Source organism: Pseudomonas sp. B21_DOA, assembly GCA_030544685.1.
GTDB classification, from domain to species: Bacteria; Pseudomonadota; Gammaproteobacteria; order Pseudomonadales; family Pseudomonadaceae; genus Aquipseudomonas; species Aquipseudomonas fluorescens_AO.
Window position 1 is genome coordinate 5,083,130 of sequence record CP086683.1, and the last position, 12,131, is coordinate 5,095,260.

Annotated in this window: 13 protein-coding genes and 2 pseudogenes; 7 read left to right on the top strand and 8 right to left on the bottom strand. The window is 60.0% G+C overall.

What is annotated here, in order from left to right; all coding sequences use genetic code 11:
- Positions 1-44 precede the first annotated feature (44 nt).
- Both LJU32_23440 and LJU32_23445 read right to left on the bottom strand, forming a co-directional pair.
- Positions 45-1,270, bottom strand: a pseudogene (locus LJU32_23440) (winged helix-turn-helix domain-containing protein).
- A gap of 64 nt (positions 1,271-1,334) precedes the next feature.
- Positions 1,335-1,556 carry a DUF1127 domain-containing protein gene (locus LJU32_23445; protein WKV88367.1) on the bottom strand — a complete coding sequence of 74 codons (222 nt, stop codon included), beginning with the start codon at positions 1,554-1,556 and terminating at the stop codon, positions 1,335-1,337.
- Between the two features lie 97 nt (positions 1,557-1,653).
- Between LJU32_23445 and LJU32_23450 the strand changes: the two genes are divergently transcribed.
- Positions 1,654-2,508 (top strand): LysR family transcriptional regulator, encoded by an 855-nt coding sequence (locus LJU32_23450; protein ID WKV91183.1) that lies wholly within the window; start codon positions 1,654-1,656, stop codon positions 2,506-2,508.
- Here LJU32_23450 and LJU32_23455 read toward each other — a convergent pair.
- A pseudogene (locus tag LJU32_23455) lies at positions 2,498-3,245 on the bottom strand (sulfite exporter TauE/SafE family protein). The gene LJU32_23450 and the pseudogene LJU32_23455 sit on opposite strands and share 11 nt — an antisense overlap.
- 109 nt (positions 3,246-3,354) lie before the next feature.
- Between LJU32_23455 and LJU32_23460 the strand changes: the two are divergent.
- From LJU32_23460 to LJU32_23475, 4 genes are all read left to right on the top strand, one after another.
- Positions 3,355-4,311: a LysR family transcriptional regulator gene (locus LJU32_23460; GenBank protein ID WKV88368.1), complete on the top strand. Its 957-nt coding sequence runs from the start codon at positions 3,355-3,357 to the stop codon at positions 4,309-4,311.
- Positions 4,312-4,386: 75 nt separating this feature from the next.
- Positions 4,387-4,842, top strand: coding sequence for a MarR family transcriptional regulator (locus LJU32_23465; protein ID WKV88369.1), 456 nt, complete (start codon positions 4,387-4,389; stop codon positions 4,840-4,842).
- A 340-nt stretch (positions 4,843-5,182) separates the two neighbouring features.
- Positions 5,183-5,602 carry an organic hydroperoxide resistance protein gene (locus tag LJU32_23470; protein WKV88370.1) on the top strand — a complete coding sequence of 140 codons (420 nt, stop codon included), beginning with the start codon at positions 5,183-5,185 and terminating at the stop codon, positions 5,600-5,602.
- A gap of 37 nt (positions 5,603-5,639) precedes the next feature.
- On the top strand, positions 5,640-6,650 hold the full coding sequence (locus tag LJU32_23475) for an alpha/beta hydrolase (GenBank protein ID WKV88371.1): 1,011 nt from the start codon (positions 5,640-5,642) through the stop codon (positions 6,648-6,650).
- Positions 6,651-6,739: 89 nt separating this feature from the next.
- Here LJU32_23475 and LJU32_23480 read toward each other — a convergent pair whose 3' ends face one another.
- Both LJU32_23480 and earP read right to left on the bottom strand, forming a co-directional pair.
- Complete coding sequence (locus LJU32_23480; protein WKV88372.1) at positions 6,740-7,309, bottom strand: elongation factor P; 570 nt, start codon at positions 7,307-7,309, stop codon at positions 6,740-6,742.
- A 48-nt stretch (positions 7,310-7,357) separates the two neighbouring features.
- Positions 7,358-8,500 carry an elongation factor P maturation arginine rhamnosyltransferase EarP gene (gene earP / locus LJU32_23485; GenBank protein ID WKV88373.1) on the bottom strand — a complete coding sequence of 381 codons (1,143 nt, stop codon included), beginning with the start codon at positions 8,498-8,500 and terminating at the stop codon, positions 7,358-7,360.
- 125 nt (positions 8,501-8,625) lie between these two features.
- On the opposite strand from earP, the gene LJU32_23490 reads away from it, so the two are divergent.
- Positions 8,626-9,042, top strand: a complete 417-nt coding sequence (locus LJU32_23490; GenBank protein WKV88374.1) for a hypothetical protein — start codon at positions 8,626-8,628, stop codon at positions 9,040-9,042.
- 2 nt (positions 9,043-9,044) lie between these two features.
- On the top strand, positions 9,045-9,527 hold the full coding sequence (locus LJU32_23495; GenBank protein ID WKV88375.1) for a GreA/GreB family elongation factor: 483 nt from the start codon (positions 9,045-9,047) through the stop codon (positions 9,525-9,527).
- A gap of 9 nt (positions 9,528-9,536) precedes the next feature.
- On the opposite strand, the gene cysB is transcribed toward LJU32_23495, so the two are convergent.
- From cysB to LJU32_23510, 3 genes are all read right to left on the bottom strand, one after another.
- Positions 9,537-10,511 carry an HTH-type transcriptional regulator CysB gene (cysB, locus tag LJU32_23500; protein ID WKV88376.1) on the bottom strand — a complete coding sequence of 325 codons (975 nt, stop codon included), beginning with the start codon at positions 10,509-10,511 and terminating at the stop codon, positions 9,537-9,539.
- 113 nt (positions 10,512-10,624) lie between these two features.
- Entirely contained in the window at positions 10,625-11,128 is a 504-nt protein-coding gene (locus tag LJU32_23505; protein ID WKV88377.1) for a universal stress protein, read from the bottom strand.
- A gap of 97 nt (positions 11,129-11,225) precedes the next feature.
- Positions 11,226-12,131 carry a 5'-nucleotidase gene (locus LJU32_23510; protein ID WKV88378.1) on the bottom strand — a complete coding sequence of 302 codons (906 nt, stop codon included), beginning with the start codon at positions 12,129-12,131 and terminating at the stop codon, positions 11,226-11,228.

The following is a 12,131-nucleotide window of genomic DNA, read 5'->3' on the forward strand; positions in this document are numbered from 1 at the left end:
ACACAAAACCAATGTGGGAGCGAGCTTGCTCGCGAAGGGCCAGCTCAGATACCCTCAACCTGCGCGAACGCGACTCTGAGCCGAGCCGCACTCTCGCGCTGACAATTCAACTGCACCCGCTCAAGCCCCAGCCAACCCGCCATTCGCCGCAAATTCAGCGCCAGCGCCGACATCCCCTCTTCATCCAGCCCCGGCTCTTCCTCGTGAACCGCATGCACCGCCAACTGCCCTGCTGCCCGTTCGGCACGCAGATCAACCCGCGCGGCGATCCGCTCGTTGTGCAAAAACGGCAGCACGTAATAGCCGTAAACCCGCTTGGGCTGCGGTGTGTAGATTTCCAGACGATAGCGAAAATCGAACAGGCGCTCGGTGCGACTGCGTTCCCAGATCAGCGAGTCGAACGGCGACAGCAGCGCGATGGCAATGACCTTGCGCGGCACTTTGGGCTCCGGCAGGCAATAGGCGATCTGCCGCCAGTCGGCGACTTCGCACATCTGCAATTGCCCCGCCTCAACCAACTCAGCCAGACGCGGCCGCGCATCCGCAGGGCTCAGACGGAAATAATCGCGCAGGTCTTTTTCCGTACCAATACCCAATGCTTGCGCCGCATGCAGCAGCAAACCGCGTTGCGCCTCGGCCTCGTCCGGTTGGGGCTGCTGCAGAATCGCTGCCGGAATCACTCGCTCGGGCAAATCGTACAAGCGCTCGAAACCGCGTCGCCCCGCTACTGTGACCTCACCGGCGGCGAACAACCATTCCAGCGCATGTTTCTCGGCACTCCAGTCCCACCATGGCCCGGCCTTGTCTTCGCGGGTTGACAGACTGCCGGCCCCCAGCGCGCCCGCTCCTCCACCGCAGTCAGCACGCGGCGGATGGTTTCCTGCTGTTCGCGACCAAACTTTGCCAGTTGCTGATAGATGTCTTCGCCACGCTTGGCGCGTTGCATGCGCCAACCCAGCAACGGGTACATCGACATCGGTAACAGCGACGCTTCGTGGCCCCAATATTCGAACAGCGTGCGCCGACGCCCCGAACTCCAGGCAGCCTGGTCGAGCAAGTCGGAAGGATAGGAACCGAGACGGGAAAACAGCGGCAGGTAGTGCGAGCGCACCACGGCATTGACGGAATCGATTTGCAGCAGGCCCAGCCGTTCGATCAGCCGGTTGAGATGACTGGCATTGACGGTCGGCAGCTGGCGCCCGTTGAACCCTTGGGCGGCCAGCGCCAGACGTCGCGCCTGTTTGAGGGAAAAGGACACTGTCGCGGGCATTTATTCCTCCATGTCTGCTCGCAACCTACCTCACCTGAAAGGGGTTTGTGTAGCGATAGCCTCATCATTTATGCATCGGGTCGTCCCAGAACGGCCGCACGGTTTCGTGTTCGACATCGGCGCGGCTGATGCCGATGTCCTTCAGCGCCTCATCGCTCAGACCGGCGAGCATTTCCCGTTCACGATGCAGCTCATACCAACGGCTGAATTTGTGCAGCAGATCGGACACGATATGGCCATGGCCGGACAGCTGTTCTTCGTTCACATACTCTCTTTGACCTTTCATCGTCTTGCCTCCTTTTGTGGATGGCTCAAGTCTCGCGCCGGCGCTAAGATCAATCCAACGAATGTTTCTGATGGCATGCATCACGGAGATTCATCAATTGTCCGCCTACCCCAGTATCGATACCGATGTCCTGCGCACCTTCGTCGCGATTGCCGATCAGGGCGGTTTCACCCGTGCTGGCGAGATGGTCAACCGCACCCAGTCGGCGGTGAGCATGCAGATGAAACGCCTGGAAGAGGATGTGTTGCAGCGCCAACTGTTCGAGCGCGATGGCCGTCAGGTGCGCCTGACGGCCGAAGGCCAAGTGCTGCTCGGTTATGCGCGGCGCATCCTCAAACTGCACAGTGAAGTGTTCAACACCCTGCGCGAGCCGCACATGGTCGGCACCGTGCGCATCGGTACGCCGGATGATTATGTGATGCGATTTCTGCCGGGGATTCTGTCGCGGTTCGCGCAGTTCTATCCGCTGATCCAGATCGAGGTGCATTGCGAGTCGAGCAAACAGTTGCTGCAACGCACCGACCTGGATTTGTCGATCGTCACCCGTGAGCCGGGCAACGAGATTGGCCAGTTGCTGCGCAAGGAGCGCTTTGTCTGGGCCGAGGCGCAGAACTTCAGCGCCCACGAACAGACGCCGCTGCCCCTGGCGATGTTCAACAGTGATTGTTTCTGCCGTTTGTGGGCGTGCAATGCGCTGGACGCGATGGGCCGCGATTACCGCATCGCCTACAACAGCAGCAGCCTGTCGGCGCTGATGGCCGTGGTCAGCGCAGGGCTAGCGATCACCGCGCAACTGGAAAGCCTGATCACCCCGGACATGCGCATCCTTGGCGCCGCCGAAGATCTGCCGCTGTTGCCCGAGGCGAGCATCATGCTGATCCGCAATCTGAACAATCCGTCGCCGATCACCGAGTGCCTGGCCGAGCACATCGTCGAGGGCTTCAAACTTTAAACGCGAGCATCACCGCACACAGCACCAGGAACCCGCAGAACAGCCCACGCAGAATTTTTCCGGCATGGCGTGGGCCACTTTCACGCCCCAACTGATGCTGAGCAGACCTCCGACCGCCAGAGGCAGGCCGATCATCCAATCGACTTCGTGGTGCACCGCGTAAGTCACCAGCGTCACCCGGTGCTCGGCAAGGCCAGCGCCAATGACAAGCCCTGAGCGACCACTTGCGTGGTGCCGAACAGGCTGGTCAGCACTGGCGTGGCGACCACTGCGCCGCCGACGCCGAACAAGCCGCCCATGGTTCCCGACGCGGCGCCGAGCACGCCCAGCCACGGCCACGAATAGCGCATCTCGGCAGTCGGCGCTGGGCGCGGACCGAACATCTTCAACAGGTTGTAGGCCGATAGCGCCACCAGAAAGGCGACAAAACCGATGCGCATGGTTTGCGCGTCGATGCCCACCGCCCAGATCGAACCAAGCCAGGCAAAGCAGAAACCCATCACTGCCAGCGGCAGCGCATGGCGCAACTCGATGCGATTGCGCTGGTGATAACGCCACAGCGCGAGCATCACGTTCGGTACCACCATCACCAACGCCGTGCCTTGGGCGATCTGCTGATCAAGCCCAAACCACACGCCAAGCAACGGAATCGCAATCAAGCCACCGCCAATGCCAAAGATCCCGCCCAATGTGCCAAGGGCAGCGCCGAACAGCAGGTACAACAGAAAATCCATCACAACGGTAATCCTCTAACGACAGGTGGCCAATGCTACGCATTCACGCCTAGCAGGGAAACGCACAGCAACGCACAATGGCTATGCCGATTCTGCACAAGCGTGGTTTCCCATGAACCTCAATCAATTGACCGATCAGCTCGGTCTCTTTCTCGATGTGCTGGAGAGTGGCAGCTTTTCTGCCGCTTCGCGCCGTCATCCGCTGACACCTTCTGCCGTGGCGCGGCGCATCGACAGCCTGGAAAGTGCCGTCGGCAGCCAGCTGTTCGTGCGTAGCACCCATGCCGTGCTACCGACTTCGGCCGGACTGGCCTTTGCCGAACGAGCGCGACGGATCATCGCCGAGTTGCAACTGGCACGCGCCGAGGCGGTGTCGTTGAGTAGCGCACCGGAAGGGCTAATCCGCATCGATGCGCCAGCAGCCTTCGGGCGGCGGCATCTGGCACCGGTGATTGCCGACTTTCTCTTGCTGTACCCTGGACTGGATGTGCAGATGCACCTGATCGACAGCTTCAGCGACATGGCCGGCAGCAGCCTGGGCAAGGTCGATCTGGTGCTGCGTACCGGGCAGTTGGCCGATTCGCGCCTGGTTGCCACGCCACTGGCGAGTATGGTCCGCGTCGCCTGCGCCAGCCCTGACTACCTCAAGCAGCGCGGCGTGCCCGAGTCCCCAGTGCAATTGAGCGAACACGACGGGCTCGACTGGGAAGGCCTTGCTCCGCCCTTCGCCTGGAAATTCGAAGTCGACGGGCAAATGCAACTGCACCGGCCATCGCGGGTGCGCCTGAGCGCCAACAATGCCGAAGCCCTGGCGTGTGGCGCGGCGGCGGGTCTGGGCGTCGCACACCTGCCGACCTGGCTGGCCAGCGACTACTTGCTGCGTGGCGAACTGGTGCCGCTGTTTTGTGAAAATGGCCTGCCGCCGCCGGAGTCCACCGGCATCTACGCGCTGCGCATGGAACAGCAGGTCCATTCGCGCAGTCGTTTGTTGCTGGAATACCTCAAAACCCGCTTCAGCCCGGTGCCGCCGTGGGATCTTGCGCTGCAACGACAATTCGCCCGGCACTGACGCCGGGCATATTTATCTGGCGCATTAAAGATTCGAGCGCTAGATTAAAAAACGATCAACGATCAAGGCTTTGACATGACTTCCGAACGCGACAACTGCGACGACCTGCTGCTCGACAATCAGGCATGCTTCGCCCTGCACTCGACCTCGCTGATGATGACCAAGGTCTACAAGCCGCTGTTGCAGGCGCTGGGCCTGACCTATCCGCAATATCTGGCGATGATGGTGTTGTGGGAGAAGGACGGTCTGACTGTCGGAGAAATCAGCGCACGCCTGCTGACCGATCCGGGATCGCTGACGCCATTGCTCAAGCGTCTGGAAGCCGAAGGCCTGCTCAGCCGCACCCGCAGTCGTGAAGATGAGCGAGTGGTGATTGTCGAACTGACCGCAGCAGGCCGCGCCTTGCGCGACAAGGCGCAGACCGTGCCGCAGTGCATTCTTGGCGCCAGTGGCTTCACCCTGGAACGTCTGCAGAAGTTGCAGGCCGAGCTGCAAGCGCTGCGCGGACATCTGCAAGACAGCCTGACCTGATCCTCATTTCCGAGCACAACACTGTCCCTGTGGGAGCGGGCTTGCCCGCGATGGCGACCTGTCAGCCGACATCATTTTGACTGACACTCCGTCTTCGCGGGCAAGCCCGCTCCCACACTGATTTCGGCGCCAACAAAAAATATTTTTCACGCCTGTATTTCCTCGCCAAGCCGTCTAAATCAAGCCTTGCGTCCCCCTTCCAGGCTTAGCCATTGAGCAAAACGTGCTTTTTATTAAAAATTTATCTTGCGCGCTAAACATTAGCGCTATACATTCTCTTCACACCTACTTAGCGCGCAAACAATTAGCGCACAAAACCACAACCAATGAGGCTCACACCATGCAAACTCTCTACACCGCAATCGCAACTTCCACTGGCGGCCGTGACGGTCGTGCAATCTCTAGCGACAACGTACTCGACGTCAAACTGGCCACCCCGAAAGAACTCGGCGGTGCTGGCGGCGCGGCGACCAACCCTGAGCAACTGTTCGCTGCCGGTTACTCGGCCTGCTTCATCGGCGCACTGAAATTCGTAGCCAGCCAGACCAAGCGCAAGATTCCTGACGACGCGTCGATTACCGCCCATGTCGGCATCGGCCAGATCCCTGGCGGTTTCGGTCTGGACATCGATTTGCACATCAGCCTGCCGGGTCTGGAACAAGCTGACGCGCAGTCGCTGGTCGACGCCGCTCACCAGGTCTGCCCGTACTCCAACGCCACCCGTGGCAACGTCGATGTGCGCCTGCACGTAACCGTGTAATCACTCAAGCCCCCGGCCCGAACAAGGAAAAATGAACATGAACACTTTCAGCAAAGTCTTGACCGGTACCCTTCTCGCCCTGTCGGTACACAGCGCTTTTGCCGGTGATGTCGAACACAACACCCAGGCATTTCTCGATGCGCTGAATTCAGGCAGCGGCAAGCCGATTGAGCAGTTGTCGCCCAAGGATGCCCGCGCCGTGCTGGTCGGCGCGCAGTCCGGGGTCAAACTGACGCTGCCCAAAGCCGATGTCAGCGAGAAAACGGTGCAGGTCGATGGTCAACCGCTGAGCCTGACCATTGTCCGGCCGGCCGGGGTCAAGGGTGAGCTGCCGGTGTTCATGTTCTTCCACGGCGGCGGCTGGGTGCTGGGGGACTTCCCGACTCACGAACGTCTGGTGCGCGATCTCGTGGTCGGTTCGGGAGCGGCGGCGGTGTTCGTCAATTACACCCCTTCACCGGAAGCGCATTACCCGGTGGCGATCAACCAGGCCTACGCTGCGACCAAGTGGGTGGCGGAACATGGTAAAGAGATCAATGTCGACGGCAAGCGCCTGGCCGTGGCCGGCAACAGCGTCGGCGGCAACATGGCCGCAGTGGTTGCGCTGATGGCCAAGGACAAGGGCACCCCGGCGATCAAATTCCAGGTGCTGCTGTGGCCGGTGACCGATGCCAACTTCGACACCGGTTCGTACAACCAGTACGCCGAAGGGCACTTCCTCACCCGCAACATGATGAAGTGGTTCTGGGACAACTACACCACCGACGCCAAACAGCGCAACGAGATCTACGCTTCACCGCTGCGCGCTACTACCGCACAGCTCAAAGGGCTGCCGCCTGCACTGGTGCAGACTGCCAGCGCCGACGTGCTGCGTGATGAAGGTGAAGCTTACGCACGCAAACTCGACGAGGCCGGGGTTCCGGTAACGTCGGTGCGCTACAACGGCATGATTCACGATTACGGTTTGCTCAACGTGGTCAGCCAGGTACCGGCGGTGCGTTCGGCGATGTTGCAGGCGTCTGAAGAACTGAAGCAACACTTGAAGTAACCACCGTCCCACAGGGTTCCGAGCGTTTCTAACAGGCACAAAAAAACCCGACTCAATGGTCGGGTTTTTCTTTCCGCAAAAAGCAGTGCTTATTTCGCACGGCCTTTGTAGGAACCGCCTTCGCGGGTATCGATCTCGATCATGTCGCCGATTTCGATGAAGTCGGCAACCGACAGCTCGGTACCGTTCTTCAGTTTGGCAGGCTTCATCACCTTGCCGGAAGTGTCACCGCGAGCGGAGCCTTCGGTGTAGTCAACCTGACGCACGATGGTGGTCGGCAGTTCTACGGAAACCAGACGCTCTTCGAAGAACACGGCTTCGCATACGTCGGTCATGCCTTCTTCAACGAAAGGCAGAACGCTTTCGATGTCTTCGGCGTTCAGCTCGTACATGGTGTAGTCAGTGGTGTCCATGAACGTGTAAGTGTCACCGCTGATGAACGACAGGGTGGCTTCTTTACGATCCAGGATCACGTCGTCCAGTTTGTCGTCCGCACCGTAAACGGTTTCGGTCTTGTAACCGGTCAGCAGGTTCTTCAGCTTGGTCTTCATGATCGCGCTGTTACGGCCCGACTTGGTGAATTCAGCTTTCTGAACCAGCCAAGGATCGTTGTCGATACGGATCACGGTACCGGGTTTGAGTTCTTTACCAGTTTTCATTGCGAATATCCGAATTTGGATGGGATTTACAAAAATCTAGGCCGCGTATCATATCCAATTTAGGTAAAACTGTACCAGCGCCGTGGCAAGATCCGCCTGCAAGGCCTGTTCCAGACACCATACTTCGGCGTTTTTCTCGAGTTCCGGCCAATGATTCCGCACCGCCAGCCAGTGCTCGCCGATCGGTTGCCCGGCGCTCCACGCTCGCCACAGACCGTTCATCGCCTGCGCCGCGGCGGGCGAAAGGCCGTGAGTGTAGAGCGCGAGAAAAGCATCGAGCTTGTCCAGATGGATGTCATCGTCCTGCTGATAGATGTGCCAGAGCATCGGCCGCCCCGCCCATTGCGCGCGAACGAATGAGTCTTCACCGCGCACCGCGTTGAAATCGCAGCACCACAGTAAGTGGTCGTATTGATCCTGACGGACAAACGGCAGCACTTGCACGGTCAGTGAATCGCGCACGTGAATCGCGCCGACCGTCAGGGTTTCCACTTCCAGCCAGCGCGCCACATCGCCGAGAATCCGCCCTTCCGGCACCAGCAGGTGAGTCGGCTGCGCGTCGGTCGCCAGCACATCAAGCCAACTGGCCAACCCGGGGTTTTCATAAGCGAACAGCGACATCAATTGCGCGTCGGGCGCAGGATCAATGCCCAGGCCTTGCAGGAAATGTCGCTGCGCCGGCCGATCCTGCTGAAACTGCCAACGCTGTTCTAGCAGTCCGCGCTCACGCAGCAAGCCACCGGTGCCCGGCTTGAAACCTGGAAAGAAAAAGAACTTCTGCACCGTTTTGTATTTCACCGACGGCAAGCCGTGGCAGCCGGTAACCCAGTCTTCGGCGCTGAGATAATCGAGGTTGAGCCACAGCGGCGGCGTTTCCCGCGCAGCCATGCTGTCCATGTAATCAGTGGGCAACTGACAGGCGAAGGCGGCGATGACTACGTCGGCCGCCTCGGCGTGCAGCCATTCGCTCGGCCACTGACGCACCTCGACACCCTGCTGCCGCTGCTGCGCAACATCGACATCGATCTCTGGGCAAATGCGCTCGAACGCGCGCAGATCATCCACCCACAGGCGCACCGGCAAGGCATGCTGGGCCACCAGCTGCCGGGCCAGGCGCCAGGTCACGCCGATGTCACCGAAGTTATCGACCACGGTGCAGAAAATGTCCCAGCGGGGTTTCGCTTCAGGCATGCCGTTCTCCCGTTGGCAAAAGACCTCGATTGTCCGCATAAATGCGCTCGCGCAGAAGAGCCGACGGCGATTAATCTTCGTGCGACAATCGCCACTTGCCCGCAACCATCCGCCAGGAGGCCGCCATGCCCTACCGTCCGAATCCGCGTCGTCCCTTGCCTGTTCAGCTTAGCGCGCTGCATCTGACCGGCAGCATTGCGCTGGGCCTGTGGCTGGGGTTCCTGGCGATTGCGCTGACCTGCTGGCTGCTTTCGCGCTTTATCTTTCCCGAGCAACTGGCCCCTGTCGCGCAAGCGGTGCAGCAGCGCGTCAATCCTCCGGCTGTGGCGCCCGTACAGGTACAGCCGGACATTCCACCGCAAAGTCCGCTGTTCCAACAGTACGAAGAAAACCTGCGCAAGAATGAACAGCAGGCCCGACTGGATCAGGCGCGCGCCAATTCGCGTAACGCGTCCAATCCGAAATGCCAGTTCTGGCTGCAGCAGGACCAGACCGCGCCGACCGAAAAGAGCCGCGCCAACGTTTTGCAATTCTGCGATTGATCATGAACAAACACAGCGTCCACCAGTTGATTCTCGACAAGCTGCGCATCGACCTCGACATCGCCGAACGCGCCGCGCAAACCGCTTACGAAACCGCGACCCACGAAGAAAACATCGCCGAAAACAAGTACGACACGCTGGGGCTGGAGGCGTCGTATCTGGCGGCGGGTCAGGCGAAGCGGGTTGAGGAAATCCGCCAGTCACTGGCGCTATGTCAGAACCTGACGTTGCGTGCCTACGATGAAAATCGCGGCATTGAAGTCGGCGCCCTGCTCGGCCTGGAGGACGAAAAGGGTCGCGAGCAATGGCTGTTTCTGGCGCCGGATGCGGCGGGGCTGAAAGTCGACGTGGTGGGTCAGCCGGTTACCGTCATCACCCCGCGCTCGCCGCTGGGCAAAAGCCTGCTGGGCAAGTTCGAGGGCGATGAGGTGGAGATTCTGGTGGCGGGCACCCGGCAACAGTTTGCTGTCACCAAGGTGCTCTGAAGCGGGTGTTTAGTGAACGGGCAGTTCGACGCCGTCGAACAGCTCTTCGAGCTCTTGCTTGTTGTGGCACTGAATGGCCTTGGCCATGACTTCGCGGGTCAGGTGCGGGGCGAATTTCTCGATGAAGTCGCACATGAAGCCACGCAGGAAAGTGCCACGACGGAAACCGATCTTGGTGATGCTCGACTCGAACAGCTCGCTGGCATCCAGCACCACCAGGTCGTTATCGAGTTTGGTATCGACGGCCATTTTAGCGACGATGCCTACGCCCAGACCCAGGCGCACGTAGGTTTTGATCACGTCGGCGTCAGCAGCGGTGAACACCACTTTCGGCGTCAGGCCGCGATGGCTGAAGGCTTCGTCGAGCTTGGAGCGGCCGGTGAAACCGAACACGTAAGTAACGATCGGGTATTCGGCCAGCGCTTCGAGGGTCAGCTTCGGCAGCTTGGTCAGCGGGTGGCCGTGGGGTACGACCACGCAGCGGTTCCAGCGGTAGCACGGCATCATCACCAGATCACCGAACAGCTCCAGCGCTTCAGTGGCAATGGCGAAATCGACGGTGCCGTCAGCGGCCATTTCGGCGATCTGCATCGGCGAGCCCTGATGCATGTGCAGGGCCACGTCCGGGTATTGCTTGATGAAATTGCTGATCACCGGTGGCAGCGCATAACGCGCCTGGGTGTGGGTGGTAGCGATCGACAGGGTGCCCTTTTTCTCGTTGGAGAATTCCTGGGCAATCTGCTTGATGCTTTCAACCTTGCGCAGGATTTCACCGGCGGTGGTGATGATGCGCTCGCCGGCCGGGGTAACGCGGGTCAGGTGCTTGCCGCTGCGGGCGAAGACTTCGACGCCCAGTTCATCTTCCAGCAGGCGGATCTGTTTACTGATACCCGGTTGCGAGGTGTACAGGCTTTGGGCGGTAGCGGAAACGTTGAGGTCGTGGTGCGCCACTTCCCAGATGTAGCGCAGTTGTTGAAGCTTCATATCAATCCCTCAAAGCAGGTAGACGCCACGGGCATCAGCGACGGTATATAACTATATTAATGGTTCGAAGAATAAATCTAGAACTTTTTTATCAAAACGCCATTATTCCTGCTTCAGCGATCCTCACGCCGCCGGCGTTCCATCAGCGGCACCAGATAGACCGGCACCTTGGCCAATTGCAGGACCCGCGCCGCCGTGCGCCCCAACGGTGTTTCCGCACCGACACCATGGCTGTGACTGCCGACGATCAGCAGATCGACCGAGAGCTTGTGCACCTGATCGAGAATCACCTGCGACGGATCACCCTGCAGCACGCGCACCGCGCGAATGCGCTGCAGATCCTGTTCGCCGTCGTCCCCCAGTTCTTCACGAAAGCTGTCGAGCACCCGTTGTTCGATATTGGCGATGACTGTTTTCAGACCCTGACTATGGAATTCGTTCAATGCCTGTTCGTCGAGATAGCTTTGCAGCACCGACTCGGCAAACAGGCCCATGGGTTCCACCGCGTGTACTACATACAGATCGGCATTGAAGGTGCGCGCCAAGGCCAGGGCATGCTGCATCACGAACGGTGCGTACAGACCGAGGTCGGTGGCATACAGCATTGAGCGAATCATGGGACCTCCTCGCGAGCCAACGATGGCGGAGATTGATTCAGCTTAGCAGTGCCTTGGCGAGTACGACGTGCGACGCAACGTCCTGAATGAAAAGGCTCTAGATCGACGGTTCGTTGCTGATGCCATGGGGCACGTGGCCGGTGGCGACCACTTCGCGAGCCAGTTCGCAATGACCGGTCTGGTCATCGAAGAACACGTCAGCGGCGAAGGCTTCGAGGAACGCCGATTTGGTCAGGCCACCGAGAAACAGCGACTCATCGAGGCGGATATCCCATTCCCGCAAGGTGCGAATCACTCGCTCATGGGCCGGCGCCGAACGCGCGGTCACCAGCGCTGTGCGGATCGGGCAATCGTCATCGGGAAACTCGCGCTGCAACAGATTGAGCGCTGCCAGAAAGCCCTTGAACGGGCCACCGCGCAAAGGCTCGCGTGCCGACTCGCGTTCCTTGGCCTGAAACGCTTCCAGGCCGCCGGACTGATAAACGCGCTCGGACTCGTCGGAAAAAATCACCGCGTCACCGTCGAAGGCAATACGCAATTCATCACTGGCGGCGCGGCTGGCGCCACCGGAGAGAATCGTTGCAGCGGCGAACCCGGCGTCCAGCGCCGCACGCACGTCTTCGGCGTGGGTCGAGAGAAACAGGTCGCAGCCAAACGCCTTCAGATACGGATACGGACTGCGCCCGCCGACGAACGCCGCACGAGAAATCGCCAGGCCGTAATGATGAATCGAATTGAACACGCGCAGACCGGTGTCGGCGCTGTTGCGGGAAACCAGAATCACCTCGACCCGCGCGCGGCCGAGGCGACTGTTCAGGCTCAGGAGTTTTTCCACCAGCGGGAACGCATCGCCCGGCGCGAGGATTTCGTCTTCGTGCTCGATCTGGTATTGCCGATAGGCTTCGACGCCGCTCGACAGGTAGACCTTGTGGCTTTCGCTCAGGTCGAACAAGGCGCGCGAGGAAATCGCCAGCACCAGTTTGTCATCGATGTTATTGGCCAT